An 18,834-nucleotide genomic window follows, 5' to 3' on the forward strand; every position below is an offset into this window, starting at 1 on the left:
TCCCCTATTTGGACGAGGGCTGCATCGTCAGGCCGATCAGGCGCGCCACCACCGAGGCCAGGTACATCACGCCGACGAACATCTCGATGCTGGTAAAGGCGCGCGCATGCACGGTCACCGGGATCACGTCGCCGATGCCGGTGCTCGACAGCAGCGCGAAGCTCAGGTAATTCAGCTCGGTCCAGGTGCGCGGCAGGTCCGCGTTCACGGCCGAGGCAAAGGAACCGGGCACGATCGCCTGGACCACGATGTACAGGTGGGTGAAGCCCCATGCAATCAGGGTGAAGGTGGCGCCGGCGGCGAACAGCTCGTCGCGCGTGACCTTGCGGTCTTCCAGCATGTAGGAAATCAGGCTGCCGGCCGCATAGAAATAGAAAAACGCTTCCAGGCCCGAGGACCAGGGCTGCAGGTATTCCAGGCCGAACAGCATCTGCGCCGACAGCAGCGCGATGATCGGTACCGCCAGTGTCGCGCTGATCCAGGTATGGCCCGGCGTGCGGCGCACCATGTTGGTGGCGAAGGTGAGGATGACGATGCCGAAGGCATTGAAGGCGACGTGGCCGAACTGGGTGCGCTCGAGGAAGGGATAGAGCGCCATGCCCAGCAGCTGGGCCATCAGCAGGATAGCGGACGGGTGGCGCCGGGTGTGGACGAGCAGGCGGACGATACGCATCGTTAATCTTCGGTCGGGATCGGGAGCGCCTATTGTATGTAAAAGGAAGCATATGCCGGGTACGGATCGTACCTGGCAAGCGGCACCCGGCCTCGATCGCGATCTCGACGTTGAGGCGTGGCTGGATGCGGCCATCCATCTGGTTCCAGGTCGGGATATTCTCCAGGCGCCGCTGTGCGCTTCGTGAGCAGCAGATACAACAGCTTGTAGTCCCATGCGCGAGATCAATTTATTGCAATCCTAGAGAATCTAGAGTGGACGCTTTCGTCAACATCAGCGGAGTCGAGCAATGGTGCTGCGTGCCGTGATTTGCAAGAACGACCCGACCTCGCACCGAGGCGTCGTCCTCGTGGAGAATGTCCATGCGACCGCCAATGGGCGTCCGATTGCCCTGAAAAGACACATGACTCACTGTCCTCAGTGCAAGGGCGATTTTCCGATCGTGGAGGGGCTGGGTTTCCACAGTTTCAGCGGAGTCGGCACGGCGGTCGAGGAAATGAAGACTGCGTGCGGCGCCACGCTGATCGCCACCACGACCAAGGGCTTCATGATGATCGACGACCGCTCCGAGGCCGCGGCATCCGCGGCGGCGGCCGCAGCGGCATCGGCGGCGCAGGCCACCCCGCCGAATGCCGGTTCCTTCCGCGCCGTGGACGAGCGCACCGGCAAACCGGTGCCGGGTATGTCCTACCGTATCGAACTGCCGGATGGATCGGTCCTGCGCCGGGTGACGAACGCGGACGGCCATACCGAGCGCGTGACCGGCCATGACCCGGCCACCGTCAGGCTGCACTGGGAATCCGGCACGGCAACCGATGGCAACTAACGGCGGCGGTGCACGGATGGCCGGCCAGACGCCCGACGCAAGCTGCACGCTGTCCCCGGAAGGCACCGTCACGACGGTGCTGGTCGGGCCGAAATGCAAGGTCACCTACGAGTTCGACACGGAGGCGACCAACGCGGGGCTGGCCCTGCCCTACGTGGTGGCGCTCGATGGCCAGGTGGTGCCCGAGCATGCGGACAAGCCGGGCGCGCTGCGCGACAAGCGCACGATCACCCTCATCGTGAACCTCGGCAGCAAGGTTGCGCTGTTCCTGAACAGCGACGTGCATCCGGCTCACCGCAGGAATCCGGTGTACGCCGTCCAGGTCGGCAACAACGACGTGCACGTGAAGATCACCGAACGAACGGGGCGCATCAGCCACGAACACGCCACGCTGGGGCAGCCTGCCTGCCGCGCAACGTCTACGCCAGGCAAGCGGCTGGAAGTGTACGGTGCGGCCCTTACCGGCGACATCTGGATGCAGATCTCCCACCTGTACACGGCCGCCGAAGCCGATGCGCTGCTGCCGCCCGACACCACCCCGACGGTCCGGGCCGCCGTGCGCAGCATCTATGCCGGCCTGGCGCGCCCGGAACTGATCGTGAATTTCCCGGCCAGCGATGCGGCTCCGAAACTGACGCTCAGGGTGGAATTTCGCGCGGAGATGCAGGACAACGTGCGGGCCAACACCACGCACTGCCCCTGGCTGACCGGTATCCTGCCGCGCACCCATCCGTGCGCCTTTGCCGCACTGCTGACCGAGGCGCATGCCGCCGGCGTCACGTCGGTCGCCGTGACATCGGGATGGCGACCCAGCTTCGGCTCGATCGCCCACCGGGCCGGCCTGGGGCTCGACATCACTTATCTCGAAGGCGGTGAGAAGCGGGCTTTCCTGAACCGCGCGTTCCTGATCAAGGCCGGGGCGCCGCGCAACGGCAATGTCAGCGAGCGCGAGAAGACGTTGTGGAAGGATTATCAGGAGGTGAAGAAGGTGGTGGCGACTGCGGAAAAGGAATTTAAAGCGGCGCAAAATCGGCTGAATAAAAACCGCGATCCCGAGAAAGCCTCCCAACTCACGCGAGAACTGACTGATGCCGACAAACACCTGAAATCTTTACGCGATCGCGATACTAAAGCGCAGGATGAGTGGGACAAAGAACGCAACCGCAACGAGCCCGAGCTCATCCGCAAGCTGCGCGACCGGCTGGGCCGGAACAAGTCCGTGAAGCAGCTGTTCGATCCGTGGTACATGGACGTCAACACGGCGGACAACATCCCACCGGCCCCCAATGAACAGCGCGAAGCGAACGCGAACGAACGGACCCATAACAACCATCTGCACATCACCGTCCTGGAGCCGAAAATATTATGAAACGCTATATCGTCGTTGCGATCCTCATCATGCTGGCCCTGCCAGCCCCGTCCACATTGGCCGCAGACACTGCGGACGCATCGCGGACCTGGCTCGACCGGCCATGGGAAATCCGTTACGTCCTGTTCGCCGAAGAAGCATGGCGCATGCAATCCGAAATCAGTGTGTCACGGCGACTTAACGCCGAACAGAAGACGCCCGGAAAAGAGAGAATCTACCTGAGCGCCGCGGCATTATTCAAACCCACCTCCACGCCCGCGGTTCCGGGAGAGAAGCCGATTGCCGTCGTCCTGCTCACGTTCGACCGCTCCGGCCATATCGTCAATCAACAGGGCACCCTTGGTAAGATGTCAGGCAAAAGGAATATGCTCGATACCCTTGTTCTGATCAGCGACGCTGCTCCCGGCGCGAAGCCGTATTATTTCGCCAAATGGTCGCAAGGCATTCCGGGTGACGTTACCTTTTCGCCGGCGGTGTGCAGCTCGACCGACAGGAGCCGCTACGAAGCAGGTTGGGATATCGAAAATTACATCGGCAATTTCGGCTGCCGCGAATGGACCTCCCAGCTCTACGCGCGCGACCAGCCCTACATCGACGTCACTTCCTATTCGCCACGCGGGACGCATATCGGCGAGTCGGTCGGTTGGTCACGCTTCGAGGACCCACCGAAACCGGTAATCGGGCGGCATGGCAAGACCTGGCTCTGCCTGCACGAATGTCCGGCCGGCGAGAAACCAGGGGTCATTCCGAACATCAAGGCCTGGACCGCGAAACACGGCTACCCGATGCCTGAACGCCCGCGCAAGCAGCCGCTTTATCCGAATGCCGATTACCAGGATGACCTCAACGAATGAGGTCCAAAGTATCCGGCCCAAAGCCGATGCGCTGCTGCCGGCCGACACCACCCCGACCGTCCGGGCCGCCGTGCGCAGCATCCATGCCGGCCTGGCGCGTCCGGAACTGATCGTGAACTTCCCGGCGAGCGATGCGGCGCCGAAACTGACGCTCAGGGTGGAATTTCGCGCGGAAATGCAGGACAACGTGCGGCTCAACACCACGCATTGCCCCTGGCTGACCGGCATCCTGCCCCGCACCCATCCGTGCGCCTTCGCCGCGCTGCTGACCGAAGCGCATGCCGCCGGCGTCAGCTCGGTCGCCGTCACCTCGGCCTGGCGTCCCAGCTTCGGCTCGATCGCCCACCGTGCCGGGCTCGGGCTGGACATCACTTATCTCGAAGGCGGTGAGAAGCGGGCTTTCCTGAACCGCGCGTTCCTGATCAAGGCCGGGGCGCCGCGCAACGGCAATGTCAGCGAGCGCGAGAAGACGTTGTGGAAGGATTATCAGGAGGTGAAGAAGGTGGTGGCTACCGGGGAAAAGGAGCGCGATGCGGCGAAAAAGCGGCTGGATAAAAACCGCGATCCCGAGGAGACGGCCCAATTGGCACGAGAAGTGGCTGATGCCAATAAACACTTGAATTCATTGCGCGACCGAGAGAGTGCGGCGCTCAGGGACTGGAACAATGAACGCGACCGCAACGAACCCGAACTCATCCACAAGCTACGCGACCGGCTGGGCCGAAACGAGTCCGTGAAGCAGCTGTTCGATCCGTGGTACATGGATGCCAACACAGCGGACAACATTCCCCCGGTCCCCAACGAACAGCGACAAGCGAATTCGAACGAACGAACCCACAACAACCATCTCCACATCACTGTCCTGGAGCCGAAAATACTATGAGATTTTATATACGGTTTATGGCTTCCGCTGCGCTGGCCCTGTCTGCTCCATCCGTGCCTGCCGCGGAGGCCGTCCCCGCATCGCAGAGATGGCTAGATCGGCCGTGGGAAATCCGCTACGTCCTTTTCGCAGAAGAAGCACAAAGCTGGCAATCCAAAAACACGGCGTCACGGGAGTTCAATGTGGAACAGAGAGCATCCGGGAAAGCGAGAATCCACCTAAGCGCCGCGGCGCTGTTTGAGCCCACGGCGACGCTTCCCGTTCCTGACGAGGGGCAAATTGCTGTCGTCCTGCTCGCGTTCGACCGCGCTGGCCGCGTCCTCAATCAACAGGGCGCTCTGCGCAATATGGAGGCAAAAAGGAGCGTGCTCGGTGACCTTGCCCTGATCCACGTCGTTAGTCCTGGAGTGAATCCCTACTATTTCGCCGACTGGTTCCAAGGCATTCCAGGCGACGTTACCTTCTCACCCTCAGTGTGCAGCTCGGACGACAGACGCCGCTACGAAGCCGGTTGGGACCGCGACAGCTACACCGGCAGTTTCGGCTGCCGCGAATGGACCGCCCAGCTCTACGCGCGCGACCAGCCCTACATCGACGTCACTTCCTATGCTTCCCACGGCACTTTTATCGGCGAACTGGTCGGCTGGTCACGCTTCGAGGACCCGCCGAAACCAGTCATCGGGCGGCATGGCAAGACCTGGCTCTGCCTGCACGAATGTCCGGCCGGCGAAAAGCCCGGCGTGATCCCGGACATCAAGGCCTGGACCACGAAACACGGCTACCCGATGCCCGAGCGCCCGCGCAAGCAGCCGCTTTACCCGAATGCCGATTACCAGGATGACCTCAACGAATGAGGGCCAATGCACTCGGCCCAAAGTCGGTGCGCCGTCAGAACTCTTCCCAGTCGCTGCCGCTTACTACCGGCTCCTTGCGCGAAGCCGCTTGCGGCCGGGCGGCGGGTGGGCGTTTGACTAGCACCGGGGCCGGCAGCTTCGATACCGCCGGGCGCACCGGCGCGGCGGCCACGTCCTGCCCGTCGGCCAGGCGGAACACGGCCACCAGCTCGGCCAGCCTTGCCGCCTGGTCCTGCATCGATTCGGCGGCAGCCGCCGCTTCCTCGACCAGCGCCGAATTCTGCTGGGTCACCTCGTCCATCTGGGCGATCGCGCCGTTCACCTGCTCGATGCCCTGGCTCTGCTCGGCCGTGGCCGCGCTGATCTCGGACACCACGTCGCTCACGCGGCGCACGCTCTCGACCACTTCCTGCATCGTCGACCCGGCCTGGGCCACCAGCGCGCTGCCGGCATCGACCCGTTCCACCGAATTGCCGATCAGTTCCTTGATCTCCTTGGCGGCGCCGGCCGAACGCTGGGCCAGGTTGCGCACTTCCGAGGCCACGACCGCGAAGCCGCGCCCCTGCTCGCCGGCACGCGCCGCTTCCACCGCCGCGTTCAGGGCCAGGATGTTGGTCTGGAAGGCGATGCTGTCGATCACGCCGATGATGTCGACCACCTTGCGCGAGGACGCGTTGATCGCGCCCATGGTCTCGACCACCTGCGCCACGACGTCGCCGCCGCGCACGGCCAAGCTGGATGCGGCGGCGCTCAGGCCGTTTGCCTGGCGTGCGTTGTCGGCGTTCTGGCGCACGGTCGAGGTCAGCTCTTCCATCGACGACGCGGTTTCCTCGAGCGAAGACGCCTGCTGCTCGGTGCGGCTGGACAGGTCCTGGTTGCCGGCGTTGATCTGGGCCGAGGCGGTGGCAATCGTCTCGGTGCTGCTGCGCACCTGGCTGACGATGCCGGCCAGGCTGTCGCGCATGGTCTTCATCGCGAACAGCAGGCTGCTGCGGTCCCTGGCATGGGTGTGGATCTCGGCGGCAAGGTTGCCGGCCGCGATCTGGCTGGCCACCTCGGCCGCGTAGGCCGGCTCGCCGCCGAGCTGCTTCAGGAGGCGGCGCGTGATCACGGTGGCCGCCGCGATGCCGGCCAGCAGCGCCAGCGCGCCCAGGACCAGCATGGCATTGCGGCCGACGGCATAGGTTTCCTCGGCTGCGTCATAGGTGGTCTGCATGGTGCCGCCCTGGTGCTCGATCACCTCGTTCGAGGCGATGAAGACCGCGCTCTGCAGCTTGCGCGCAGGCCCCATCAGGTAGGCGGCAGCGGCGTCGCGGTCGCCGCCGGCGTGCAGCTTCAATACCTCGTCCATCGCGGCGATGTATTCCACATAGGCAGCCTTGTAGATCTGCAGGTTCTGGACGCCCTTCTCCGATTTGATCAGCGTGCCCAGCTTGCCGAACATCTCTTCCGATTCCTTGCGCGCCGTGGCCAGCGCGGTAAAGTTCTTCTTGTTCGCTTGCGCGTCGTTCACCAGCAGCACGTCGCGTACGGTGCGCGCGGTGCGGTTGATGCGGTCGGCCAGGCTCTGCGCCAGCACCACCTTCGGGTAGGCATCAAGTGCCATCAGCCGGGTGCCCTCGTTCAACGCGCCGAGCTTGCTGATGCCGAGGACGATCACGGCCGCCAGCATGGCCAGCACCAGCGCAAAGCCGAGCGCCAGGCGGGTTCCCACCTTCATCTGTTTCATCGTCTGCTCCGGCGCCGCGTCAGGACGCGATGCTATCGATGACGCCCATTTCCTCGGACGACATCAGGCGGTCGATGTCGACCAGGATGATCATGCGCTCGTCGACGGTGCCCAGGCCGATCAGGTAGTCGGTGTTCAGCGCGCCGCCCATGTCCGGGGCCGGCTTGATCTGGTCGGCGGTGAGCGAAATCACGTCCGACACCGAATCGACCACCATGCCGACCACGCGGTCCTGGATGTTCAGGATGATGACGACGGTGAACTGGTCATAGGTCGGCGTGCCGAGCTTGAACTTGATGCGCATGTCGACGATCGGCACGATGGTGCCGCGCAGGTTGACCACGCCCTTCACGTGCTCGGGCGCGCTGGCAATGCGCGTCACCGATTCATAGCCGCGGATCTCCTGCACTTTCAGGATCTTGATGCCGTATTCTTCGTTGCCAAGTTTGAAAGCCAGGGCCTCGAGCACGCCATCGTTCATCAAGGTATTGTCCATTTGCGGTCCAGAAAAGTAAAAAAAGTCTGGGGCATTATATATTTTTGCTTTGCAGCAATAAACAACGAATGCGCGGCTGGCTGGTTTGCTGTCTCGCCGCTGCAACTAACAGTGGCCTGAATGTCAATGACCGTGGCTCAATGCGATACGTCGGGGACTATCACGTTTGATGCCCTCGATACGCGTGCTTCCTTTCCCGCTTCGTCTGATGCGGGGATGGCAGGCTTTACTCCTTCGGCCTGGCAACGCAGTTGGAAGACGCGCAGGACCAGGGGATGCTCGCCGGCCGCATCGAAGACAGCCAGGCGGCGCTTGCCAAATCGCTTGTCGGCCAGGGCCAATGCCCGAATCACCGGGTTGGCGTGCACGAGCATGTCCTCGACTGCCAGGCTGAGGCTGGCCAGCAAGTCCTTGTTGATTTTCTCGAGGAGCATGTGGCCGCTCGCTTCCATGATCGGCCAGGCCTGGCCGTATGCCTCGCCCCAGCTTGCGCCGCGATCGCTCGCCGCACGCACTGTTGTCGTCAGCATGGACAAATAGGTCAGGGAACCTGCGCTGAAGATGCGTTCCTTGTCAAAGCTCATCCAGAACTCGCCTTCCTGGTCGTGGGCATGGCGGTAACGCGTCTGGTTCAGGTCGAGCCTGTTACTCAGACCAGGGGCGAGGCGCTCTCCGAGTTGCTTTCTCAATTGTGACCATTGCATCTGAGGCATTCCTTCCTCGCGTGCACCGCGACATGACGGACCGTTTCCTGAACATCCAGGCCCTCTTCACACCTGGATGACGCAAGTATAGATGTTCAGTCGCCCCGACAATCCGCTTATTCCGTCCTGCCTGCGAACAGGCTCCCGAAACGCCGCGCCGCATCTTGCGGATCGGCGGCGGCATACACGCTGGTGATGGCCGCCACCATGTCCGCCCCGCGCGCCACCAGCGGCGCCGCATTCTCCGGCGTCATGCCGCCGATGACGACGATCGGCAATGCCAGTTCCGCGCGTGCCTGGCCCAGGAGCGCGGGTTCGGTGACGAACGCGTACTTCTTTACCGGCGACGGATAGAAGCCGCCGAACGCCGCATAACTGGCGCCGGCCGCCTGCGCCGCGTGCGCCAGCGCCAGCTCGCCGTAGCAGGAGGCGCCGACGATCTTGCCTGGGCCGAGCAGGCGCCGCGCGTGGTCGACCGCGATGTCGGCGCCGCCCACGTGCACGCCGTCGGCGTCGAGGTGCATGCACAGGTCGATATGGTCGTTGATGACCAGCGGCGCGCCATGGCGGCGGCACAGCGCCAGCAGCGCCGCCGCCTGTTCGATCCGCAGCACCGCGTCGGCGTCCTTGTGCCGGTACTGCACCAGCGCCGCGCCGCCGCGCAAAGCCGCTTCGGTGGCGGCCAGCAGGCGCTCGGTGTCGTTCCAGTTGGGGGTAACGAGATACAGGCCTCGCATGTGGCTATCCTTTAGACGATGGGGAGAAGAAAACGGCGCGGGATGCGCTGGCCCGGCGCGATGGCGAACGCGCGCGCCAGCGTGTCGTGGCAATAGGCCTGGGCCGCGCCGAGGGCTGCCGCCATGGTTTCGCCATGCGCCAGGCGGCCGGCCAGGCTGGCCGCCAGCGTGCAGCCGCTGCCGTGGAAGGCGCCGGGCAGGCGCGCCCAGCGCCAGCGCCGCACCAGCTGGCCGTGGGTGTACCAGCGGTTCTCGACGACGTTTCCTTCGCCGTGGCCGCCGGTGAGCAGCACGTGCGCGCAAGGGAAGTCGCCGATGGCGCAGGGGAAGCCTGCGATAGCGCAGGCTTCCGGTTCGTTCGGCAGCGCAACCGTCGCCAGCGGCAGCAGCTCGCCCACGGTGTCGACCGGATCGTCCTCGGCCAGCGCATCGCCGTGGCCGCTGGCCAGCACCGGGTCGAGCACGATCGGCAGTTGCGGATCGCGCTCTCGCAACGCGCGCAGCAGGCCGGCAATCGCCCGGGCATTCGCGCGGCTGCCCGGAATGCCGATCTTCACCGCGCGGATGTCGGCGGTGTCGGCCAAGGCCTGCGCCTGGGCCAGCACGAAGGCGGCGTCGATCGCCTGCACGGCGTGCACACGCTCGTTGTCCTGCACGGTGAGCGCAGTGGCCACCGGCAGCGCGTGTGCGCCCTGCGCGGCAATCGCCAGCACGTCGGCCGCCAGGCCGGCGCCGCCGCTGGGATCGAGCCCGGCGAAGACCAGCACCGCCGGCACGCTTCCGACGCTCACGTCATGCGCCCTTCGCGCGGCGAGGACGGCGCGGCAACGAAGCGCTTCGGCATGCGCCCGGCCAGATACGCTTCGCGCCCGGCCTGCACCGCCAGCTTCATCGCGCGCGCCATGCGCACCGGCTCGCGCGCCGCCGCAATCGCCGTGTTCATCAGCACGCCGTCGCAGCCGAGTTCCATGGCAATCGCCGCATCCGAGGCCGTGCCGACGCCGGCATCGACCAGCACCGGGACCGTCGCCTGCTCGATGATGAGCGACAGGTTCCAGGGATTGACGATGCCCATGCCGGAGCCGATCAGCGAGGCCAGCGGCATCACCGCCACGCAGCCGATCTCCTGCAACAGCTTCGCCTGCACCGGATCGTCGCTGCAATAGACCATCACATCGAAGCCGTCGCGCACCAGGGTCTCGGCCGCCTTCAAGGTCTCCGGCATGTGCGGGAACAGGGTCTGTTCGTCGCCCAGCACTTCGAGTTTCACCAGCTTGTGCCCGTCCAGTAGCTCACGCGCCATTTGCAGCGTGTAGACGGCATCCTGCGCGTTGTAGCAGCCGGCCGTATTCGGCAGGAGGGTGAAGTCCTTAGTCGGCAGCACGTCGAGCAGGCTGGGTGCGTTCGGGTCCTGGCCGATGTTCACGCGGCGGATCGCCACGGTCACGATCTCGGCTTCGGCGGCCAGCGTGGCGTCGCGCGTCTCGTTCAAGTCGCGGTACTTGCCGCTGCCAACCAGCAGGCGCGAGCGGTACTGCTTGCCCGCGATGGTGAGGAAGTCGTTCATTGCTTGTCCTTTCAGCCGCCACCGATGGCGCGCACGATGTCTACCCGGTCCTGCTGCACGAGCAGGCGTTCGTTCCACTGCTGGCGCGGCACCACTTGCCGGTTCACGGCCAGCGCCACGGCCTGCTTGCCGACGCCGAGCGCCAGCACCAGGTCGGCCAGCGTCTGGCCCGATGGCAGGCGATAAACTTCGCCGTTCAGTTCGATGTCGAGCATGCTCATACCTCGCGGTACAGCTTCGCGCCGCCGCGCACGAACTCGATCGCCTTTTCCTGCATGCCCTGGGCCAGCGCCCTGTCTTCGTTGAGCCCATTGTTGGCCGCGTATTCGCGCACCTCCTGCGTGATCTTCATCGAGCAGAAATGCGGGCCGCACATCGAGCAGAAGTGGGCGACCTTGGCCGAGTCCTTGGGCAGGGTCTCGTCGTGGAAGGAACGCGCTTTATCGGGATCGAGGCCGAGATTGAACTGGTCTTCCCAGCGGAATTCGAAGCGCGCCTTCGACAGCGCGTTGTCGCGGATCTGGGCGCCGGGATGGCCCTTGGCCAGGTCGGCGGCGTGGGCGGCGATCTTGTACGTGATGATCCCGTCCTTGACGTCGTTCTTGTCGGGCAGGCCGAGGTGCTCTTTCGGCGTGACGTAGCACAGCATGGCGGTGCCGTACCAGCCGATGTGGGCGGCGCCGATGCCGGAGGTGATGTGGTCGTAGCCGGGCGCGATGTCGGTGGTCAGCGGCCCGAGGGTGTAGAACGGCGCTTCGTCGCATTGCTCCAGCTGCAGCGTCATGTTCTCGCGGATCAGGTGCAGCGGCACGTGGCCGGGCCCCTCGATCATCACCTGCACGTCGTGTTTCCAGGCGGTATGCGTGAGTTCGCCCAGGGTCTTGAGTTCGGCCAGCTGGGCTTCGTCGTTGGCGTCGTAGATCGAGCCGGGGCGCAGGCCGTCGCCCAGGCTGAAGGCGACGTCGTACTGTTTCATGATGGCGCAGATGTCCTCGAAGTGCGTGTACAGGAAGGACTCCTGGTGGTGCGCCAGGCACCACTTGGCCATGATCGAGCCGCCGCGCGAGACAATGCCGGTCAGGCGCTTGGCCGTCATCGGCACATAGGCCAGGCGCACGCCGGCGTGGATGGTGAAGTAGTCGACGCCCTGCTCGGCCTGTTCGACCAGGGTGTCGCGGTAGATCTCCCAGGTCAGGTCTTCGGCCTTGCCGTTCACCTTTTCCAGCGCCTGGTACAGGGGCACGGTGCCGATCGGGACCGGGCTGTTGCGGATGATCCATTCGCGCGTTTCGTGGATGTGCTTGCCGGTCGAGAGGTCCATCACGTTGTCGGCGCCCCAGCGGATGGCCCAGGTCATTTTTTCCACTTCCTCGCCGATCGACGAGGTCACGGCGGAGTTGCCGATATTCGCGTTGATCTTCACCAGGAAGTTGCGGCCGATGATCATCGGTTCGCTTTCCGGGTGGTTGATGTTGCAGGGGATGATGGCGCGGCCGCGGGCGACTTCTTCGCGCACGAATTCGGGCGTGATGTCATCCGGGATGGCGGCGCCGAAGGACTGGCCGGGATGCTGGCGGCCCAGCAGTCCGGCGGTGCGCTCCCCCATCGGGCCGCTGGCTTGCAGCGCAGCCAGGTACTCCTTGCGGCGCAGGTTTTCGCGCAGGGCGATGAATTCCATTTCGGGGGTGACGATGCCTTTGCGCGCGTAGTGCATCTGGGTGACATTCGCGCCGTCTTTCGCGCGGCGCGGCTTGCGGGTGAGCTCGAAGCGCAGGGCGTCGAGGTCCTTGTCGGCCATGCGTTGCTGGCCATACGTTGACGTTGGGCCGGGAAGTTCCTCGGTGTCGGCGCGTTCCGCGATCCAGCTGCGGCGCAGTGCGGGCAGGCCGCGGCGGATGTCGATCTGGGCGGCCGGATCGCTGTAGGGGCCGGAGGTGTCGTAGATATACACCGGCGGATTCGGTTCGCCGCCGAAGCTGGCGGGCGTATCGGCCTGGCTGACCGCGCGCATCGGTACGCGGATGTCGGGGCGGCTGCCTTCGATGAAGACCTTGGTCGAATTCGGGAAGGGGGCGATGGCGGCGCTGTCTACCTGGGCGGTGGCGGCGTCGAATTGCAGGCGGGCGTTCATGTGGCTCCTTTGCGTGAGGAGCCAGCAAAGGAGGCCGAAGATGAGCAGGCGCGTGCAGGCGCACGACCGGTATCTCGGAAGCTTCCCTTCGCTGGCATTATCCAGATCAGGTTCAGAGGGTATTTCTCACCCACGCGTCATCGACGTGCAGGACCCCTAGCGGTTGCTGCCTTGTGGCAGCGGGCGGATTATAGCCTGTCAGGATCGATTCGCAAAAACACTATTTTGCAGTTTCGTCACGCCGCTGCCGAAGCGGACGACGCGCCTTTTGCAATCAATCGCATTCTTCAGCTGGATAGCGCTCATTTCGGAATATCAACGCACCACGACATGGCGTGTGCATATTCCGTGAATATATTCATGCTGCCGTTATCGGCATGCGGCCATTCCGGCATTTCACCTGCAACGCCGTATTTTCCAGAAATGGCGCCTTTTATGCAGGCCGAATAAAACGTGCGCACATTGGCGTTTCATGGCGAAACGCCCCGCATGTCGACTATGCATTGCGTATCGGGATTGCAACACAACTATTAAATCCGCTATTTCCTGCTCGACAATAAATTAATATATTGCTCACGTTAATGAATGCGGATTCGGGAAATATGGCATGTGCATATTCCTGCCGGGCGAAATACCGATACACCATCGCATTCGCCACTTGCCGCCCTATTGTCTCGTTATCACACCATGACCGATCACTGCTTCCAGCCGTCGCGGCTGCGCTCCCTCCTGTTCGCCCTGGCACTCGGCGCCGCCTTGCCCGCCACGGCGCAATTGCCACAGCTTCCAGTCGGTCCACAACCCTGCCCGCCGAACAGCAGTTGCGCACCCGGTACGCCGCCCCTCATTCCGCCAGCCCCGCCGGTACCGCCTTCGTGCGGGCCTGCTCCCAGCGGCAATCCCTGCGGGCAGGCGGGACCGGCCACCACCGGCAGCACCAACAGCATCAACGTCGGCGCCGGCAACCCGATCAATCTCATCAACGGCAACAAATACCAGCGCGAAGTGGACATGGCGCCCCTGCCTGGGGTGCTGGGCCTGGAAATCGTTCGTCACTACAACAGTACGCTGAGCGGCCCGAACGCGTCGACCAACCTGATGGGACGCGGCTGGAAACTGTCCTACGAAACCGACCTGTACGTTGTCGGCAAAACGGTCCAGATCGTCCAGGCCGATGGCGCACGTCTCATCTTCAGCCGCGATCCGGCCGACCCCTCGCTCTGCGCCAGCGACAACCCCGGCGACGGCACGGTCACCGTGCGCCGCGGACGGGGCGGCGAAGAGTTCGTGTGGCGCATGGCCGATGGCCGCCAGCTCAGCTTCAACAGCGGCGGCAAGCTGGTGCAGATCCTGGCGCCGACCGGGGAATTCGTCAGCATGCGGCACGACAGCCGGGGCTTGCTGGTCGGCGTGACCGATCCGCAGGGGCGGGAACTGCGGCTGCATTACCCGGACAAGGCCAGTGCCAAGGCCGGCGATGCCTTCCGCGGCGTGCAGGGCATCGACAGCCCGCTGGGCCGCTACACCTACGGCTATGGCAGCAAGGCGCCGGCCGGCGCCACTGTAGGCGCCGGTACCTTGCTCGCCAGCCTGGTGCGGGTTGCCTATCCCCAGGCCGGGATGGGGCGCAGCTACCATTACGAGGATGCCAGGCACCCCACCCTGCTGACGGGGATCAGCGTCGACACGCAGGCGGGCAGCCAGCGCCTGTCCACCTACGGCTACCAGGCGGACGGCAAGGCGGTACTGTCCGCGCAGGCCGGCAACACCAACAAGGTCGTGCTGGAATTCGGTCCCGGCCGCACGCTGCTCACCAACAGCCTGGGCCAGAAGACCGAATACCGCCATGCCATCATCGGCGGCGCCTACCGCCTGCTGGAAGTGCGCGGTCCCGGCTGCGCCACCTGTGGCGAAACCAATATCCGCTATCGATACGACGCGTATGCCCGCCTGACCGACACCATCAAGCTCGACGACGCCGGCCGGCCGCTGCGCGCGCTGCGTACCGAATTCGATGCGCTCGGCCGTCCGGCCAACATCAGCCAGGTGGTGTATGCCGGCGGCAAGCCCCAGGCCGGCGGCGCCAGCATGCGCTACGTGTACCGCGCAGCCGGCCTGCCGTCCCAGGTTGCACGCCCGAGCGTGGTGCCGGGCAAGGAAGTGCTGACCACGACGACCTACAACGCTGCCGGCCAGCCGCTGGAAGTGAGCGAAAGCGGTTGGGCCCCGGGCAGCGGCGGCGAAGCGGTGGCGATCAGCCGCAGCACGCGCTACGGGTACCGGCAGGTCAATGGGCGCAGCCTGCTGGTCAGCATCGATGGCCCCCTCCCCAACGGTCCTTCGGCGTCCCCGGTCGATTCCGACATCACCCGCCTGGAGTGGGACAAGGGAGGCAATGCGATCGTCGCGGTCACCGGTGCCGGCAACGTGCGCAGCACGCTGGCCTACGATGCCTTGTGGCGCGTCGTGGCGGTCACCAACGGCAGCGGCGCCTCGACACGCTTCCGCTACGACGCGCGCAACCGGCGCACCGAGGTGAGCGCCGACGGCGTGGTCTACCACACGCGCTTCGACGCCCTGGACCGGATCAGCGAGACCGGCTTCACGCGCAACGGCGCCTATACGGCGCTGAGCAAGCGCGGCGCCGACCTGACCGGGCGCAGCAGCTGGAGCGTGTCGAGCGACGGCGTACTGGCGCGCCAGTTGTCCGATACCGAAGGACGCGTGCGCGAGACGAGCATGCAGGCCGGCCACGCACGCCAGGTACGGCTGTTCGGCTACGACGAGGCCAACCGCCTGGTGAGCGTATCCGACGGGCCGGGCACCACGCGCCGGATCATCTGGAACACGCTGGGACAGGTGGCCGCGCGCGTGGACGCCCTCGGCCGCGAACAGCGCTACCGCTACGACGCCGATGGCCAGATGGTGGAAGTGACCGACGCGGCCGGTACACCGTTCGCGGGCGCCATGACGGTCGGGCGCGACGTGCTCGGCCTGACGGACCGGATCGCGGCGCCGAATGGCGCCCTGACGCGCTACGTCAACGACGACTTCGGCCGCACCCTCGTCATTGCCAGCCCCGACAGCGGCACGGTCACCCGCAGCTACGACCTGGCCGACCGGGTCGTCGCCAGCACCGACAGCCACGGCAACCGCGCCAGCTACGCGTACGACGCCGCTGGCCGCATCGTGCGCCAGAGCATCGCCGGCGCCGGCAGCGCCAAGCCGGTGGTCACCACCTGGGAATGGCGCGGCAAGGACCTGCTGGCAATCGAGCATCCGGCCCAGAGCGAACGCTATCGCTATGACGCGCAGCACCGGCTGCTGTCGAAGACGGTGATCCTGCACCGCGCCGGCGCGGCGCCGGTCGTCAGCCGCACCAGCTACGACTACCACCCAGACGGCCAGCCGCGCAGCATCACGCTGGCCGACGGCAGCATCATCGAATACAAGCGCAATGCCCAGCACGCGCTGGTGGCACTCGAACGCCACCGCGTGCGCACATCCTGGCTGCGCTGGCTGCTGCCGTCGCAGACCCTGGCCTCGAACATCGAGCGCGACCGGGTGGACGTGAGCGCCTTTGACTACGGCAATGGCGTGCAGGTGCGCTTCCAGCGCAGCCCCGAAGGCACGCTGGCGCGCATCGTCTACCGCCTGCCGCAGGAACGCGCGTCCGGCAAGGTGCTTGCCCACGCTGCGGCCGACCTGCTGCCCGGTGTGGCGCCCGCCAACGCGGCCGCAGCAAGCGCGGCGGCAAAAGAGCCGGTGCAGGCGCTGGCACTGCCGCGTGAGACCAACAGCCTGCTCGACCACCGCTACCTGTGGGATGTGCAGGGCAACCTGCTGGCGATCCGCGGCAACGGCGACGCGCGCGACTTTGCCTACGACGCCCGGGACCGCCTGGTGGTCGAGGCGCGCACCGGGGCGGGACCGGGCGCACGCCAGGTCGCGTTCGACGCGGCGTCCACCGCGGCGCGCTATTTCTACGACGCCAGCGGCAACCGCGTGCTCGGCCAGCAAGAGGCGAATCTTGCGGACAGCGCCGGCGCTGCGGGCAGCGTCCTGGGCCCGACCGTGCGCACCGCCTACGTGGCGGGTGCGAACCGCAAGCTGGCCGACAGCGCCCTGGCCGAGCCGATCCGCTATGACACCAGCGGCCTGCCGCTGTCGATCGGCAGGCGCAGCTTCGAATGGGATGCGCTGGGCAAGCTGACCGCCGTGCGCCAGGACGGCAAGCCGCTGGCCGCCTACCGCTACAACCACCGCGGCGAGCGCGTGGCCAAGACCGCCGGCGCCGGGACGCGCCACTTCCTGTACACCGGACGCAAGGTAGCGGCCGAAATCGACGCGCGCGGCCAGGTGACGCGCCAGTACCTGTACCTGGGAGGCAAGCCGTTCGCCATCATCGACCATGCCGACAGCGTGCTCCCCGACGCCGAGGAACGCTCGGCAACGGGACAGGCCTGGCACGACATCGGCCTCGTCTTCAAGGCCTGGTTCGGCAATGCACGCGAAACGCTGGCCTACCTGCATCTGAACCACCTCGGCGCGCCCGAGGCGGCAACCGATGCCCAGGCCAAACCGGTCTGGCTGGCCCGCTACAGCGGCTTCGGCATGGTCGCCGTCAGCCACAAGGGGGACGGGTTTGTCCAGCCGCTGCGCCTGCCGGGCCAGTACGAGGACAGCGAGACCGGACTGTACTACAACGACCACCGCTACTACGATCCACGCGCCGGCCGCTACCTCAGCCCCGATCCGCTCGGCCTGCAAGCCGATATCAACGGCTATGCCTACGTCAGCAACAATCCGCTGCGGTATGTGGATCCGGAAGGGCTGGTGCTGTTTGCGTTCGATGGCACGGGTAACAGCATGAATACGAACTGGCTGGAAAGCGAAGGCAGCTCACTTTCGAACGTTGCCCTGTTTTTCGAGCGTTATCGTGAACGATCGCGCTACGTTTCCGGAGTGGGTACGGAAGACGTCAGCGACCAGACTCGGCCAATTCGTCCCCGCGATTATGTGCCTCTCCTGGGTCGGATCGCACCTGTGAAAGCTGATATGGCATTCAACTATTCCGGCGTTGCCCGCATCGAACGCATGGAGGAGTATTTCAATGCCGATGCGGACTTCCTCGAAAATGACGAGGAGGTAATGAATATCGATATCATCGGTTTTAGCCGTGGTGCCGCACAGGCGCGGGAATTCGCCAACCGCATCGCCGCGCGTACCACGCCGGACGGCTGGTACCAATATACCGTGCCAGGCCCGAATGGGGGCGCCAATGTGACCAGATGCCAAAAGGTGAACTTCCGTTTCCTCGGCCTCTGGGATACCGTACTCAGTACGAACAATGGGCCCGCTTACAACCTGGGCATCCCTGAGCAGTTTGCCCATGTTGCCCATGCCGTTGCACTCAATGAATTCAGGGGGCAGACCGGGCGCTGGGTGTCGGGCAGCTGGCTCGGCGCCTTTCCGCTGGAATCGATCGAGGGTGGCCCCGCCACAGAGGGCAAGGTACGCATCGAGCGCGGGTTTCTGGGCTCCCACTCCGACATCGGTGGTGGCTACGGCGCCACTGAAAACCAGCTGGCGCAGGTCGCACTCGAATGGATGATCAAGCAGGCCGTGACAGCGGGCGTGGCAATTGATGACGCACCACGTACCATCATTGCCAACCCGATTGTGCATGACAAGAGCAATAACCAGAATCAGCTGAACGGCAGGCCAACCGGGGAAGATCGGGACGTGCACTATCGCGATGGGCGCGTTGTCAAGCAGCGGCAAATGGTTTTGCCTGGCTTGAAATTTTCGGATACGGAGCAGTTCATCACCTACAGGCCAAGCGTTGAAGACGAAAACGGGAACCTGGTGCGGACGACCGTGCCGGGCGCTGGAACCGGAACGGTGGATATGGCAGGCTACCTGGCCTGGTTGCGCAACAATGGATACGATCTTAATTTGACGGTGCAAGGCCAATGAAAACAACCTCCCGACGCTCGCCACGCAACATG

The 18,834-nt window shown here is 64.9% G+C and carries 15 protein-coding genes and 1 riboswitch; of the genes, 6 read left to right on the plus strand and 9 right to left on the minus strand.

Going from position 1 to position 18,834, the window contains the following annotated elements:
• Nucleotides 1–4: 4 nt before the first annotated feature.
• Nucleotides 5–673, minus strand: coding sequence for an ion channel (locus QWL29_RS01445; protein ID WP_305821112.1), 669 nt, complete (start codon nucleotides 671–673; stop codon nucleotides 5–7).
• A gap of 289 nt (nucleotides 674–962) precedes the next feature.
• On the opposite strand from QWL29_RS01445, the gene QWL29_RS01450 reads away from it, so the two are divergent.
• Genes QWL29_RS01450 through QWL29_RS01470 form a run of 5 tightly spaced genes read left to right on the plus strand, consistent with a single transcriptional unit; the run spans nucleotide 963 to nucleotide 5,459 of the window.
• Nucleotides 963–1,499 (plus strand): PAAR domain-containing protein, encoded by a 537-nt coding sequence (locus QWL29_RS01450; RefSeq protein ID WP_305821113.1) that lies wholly within the window; start codon nucleotides 963–965, stop codon nucleotides 1,497–1,499.
• Nucleotides 1,489–2,868, plus strand: a complete 1,380-nt coding sequence (locus tag QWL29_RS01455; RefSeq protein ID WP_305821114.1) for a hypothetical protein — start codon at nucleotides 1,489–1,491, stop codon at nucleotides 2,866–2,868. Before QWL29_RS01450 ends, QWL29_RS01455 begins: the two co-directional genes overlap by 11 nt.
• Entirely contained in the window at nucleotides 2,865–3,722 is an 858-nt protein-coding gene (locus QWL29_RS01460) for a hypothetical protein (protein ID WP_305821115.1), read from the plus strand. The genes QWL29_RS01455 and QWL29_RS01460 overlap by 4 nt, the downstream gene beginning before the upstream one ends.
• Nucleotides 3,706–4,605 (plus strand): hypothetical protein, encoded by a 900-nt coding sequence (locus tag QWL29_RS01465; protein ID WP_305821116.1) that lies wholly within the window; start codon nucleotides 3,706–3,708, stop codon nucleotides 4,603–4,605. Before QWL29_RS01460 ends, QWL29_RS01465 begins: the two co-directional genes overlap by 17 nt.
• A gap of 17 nt (nucleotides 4,606–4,622) precedes the next feature.
• Nucleotides 4,623–5,459, plus strand: coding sequence for a hypothetical protein (locus QWL29_RS01470; protein ID WP_305821117.1), 837 nt, complete (start codon nucleotides 4,623–4,625; stop codon nucleotides 5,457–5,459).
• A 34-nt stretch (nucleotides 5,460–5,493) separates the two neighbouring features.
• Here QWL29_RS01470 and QWL29_RS01475 read toward each other — a convergent pair whose 3' ends face one another.
• The 8 genes from QWL29_RS01475 to thiC all read right to left on the minus strand — a co-directional run bounded on the left by QWL29_RS01475 (nucleotide 5,494) and on the right by thiC (nucleotide 12,823).
• Complete coding sequence (locus QWL29_RS01475) at nucleotides 5,494–7,188, minus strand: methyl-accepting chemotaxis protein (protein ID WP_305821118.1); 1,695 nt, start codon at nucleotides 7,186–7,188, stop codon at nucleotides 5,494–5,496.
• Between the two features lie 19 nt (nucleotides 7,189–7,207).
• Nucleotides 7,208–7,684: a chemotaxis protein CheW gene (locus QWL29_RS01480; RefSeq protein ID WP_305821119.1), complete on the minus strand. Its 477-nt coding sequence runs from the start codon at nucleotides 7,682–7,684 to the stop codon at nucleotides 7,208–7,210.
• A gap of 137 nt (nucleotides 7,685–7,821) precedes the next feature.
• On the minus strand, nucleotides 7,822–8,388 hold the full coding sequence (locus tag QWL29_RS01485; protein ID WP_305821120.1) for an SF0329 family protein: 567 nt from the start codon (nucleotides 8,386–8,388) through the stop codon (nucleotides 7,822–7,824).
• A 116-nt stretch (nucleotides 8,389–8,504) separates the two neighbouring features.
• The gene (gene thiE / locus QWL29_RS01490; RefSeq protein WP_305821121.1) at nucleotides 8,505–9,125 is read right to left on the minus strand and encodes a thiamine phosphate synthase; all 621 of its coding nucleotides are present in this window, start codon (nucleotides 9,123–9,125) and stop codon (nucleotides 8,505–8,507) included.
• An 11-nt stretch (nucleotides 9,126–9,136) separates the two neighbouring features.
• Nucleotides 9,137–9,916, minus strand: coding sequence for a bifunctional hydroxymethylpyrimidine kinase/phosphomethylpyrimidine kinase (gene thiD, locus QWL29_RS01495; protein ID WP_305821122.1), 780 nt, complete (start codon nucleotides 9,914–9,916; stop codon nucleotides 9,137–9,139).
• Nucleotides 9,913–10,692: a thiazole synthase gene (locus QWL29_RS01500; protein WP_305821123.1), complete on the minus strand. Its 780-nt coding sequence runs from the start codon at nucleotides 10,690–10,692 to the stop codon at nucleotides 9,913–9,915. Before QWL29_RS01500 ends, thiD begins: the two co-directional genes overlap by 4 nt.
• Before the next feature lie 11 nt (nucleotides 10,693–10,703).
• Nucleotides 10,704–10,907, minus strand: coding sequence for a sulfur carrier protein ThiS (gene thiS / locus QWL29_RS01505; RefSeq protein ID WP_305821124.1), 204 nt, complete (start codon nucleotides 10,905–10,907; stop codon nucleotides 10,704–10,706).
• A gap of 2 nt (nucleotides 10,908–10,909) precedes the next feature.
• Nucleotides 10,910–12,823, minus strand: coding sequence for a phosphomethylpyrimidine synthase ThiC (gene thiC, locus QWL29_RS01510; protein ID WP_305821125.1), 1,914 nt, complete (start codon nucleotides 12,821–12,823; stop codon nucleotides 10,910–10,912).
• Nucleotides 12,824–12,889: 66 nt separating this feature from the next.
• Nucleotides 12,890–12,991, minus strand: a riboswitch (TPP riboswitch).
• 519 nt (nucleotides 12,992–13,510) lie between these two features.
• Between thiC and QWL29_RS01515 the strand changes: the two genes are divergently transcribed.
• Nucleotides 13,511–18,802, plus strand: coding sequence for an RHS repeat-associated core domain-containing protein (locus tag QWL29_RS01515; RefSeq protein WP_305821126.1), 5,292 nt, complete (start codon nucleotides 13,511–13,513; stop codon nucleotides 18,800–18,802).
• Nucleotides 18,803–18,834 lie beyond the last annotated feature (32 nt).

Origin of the sequence: Massilia brevitalea (assembly GCF_030711405.1) — a bacterium.
GTDB lineage: Bacteria > Pseudomonadota > Gammaproteobacteria > Burkholderiales > Burkholderiaceae_D > Telluria > Telluria brevitalea.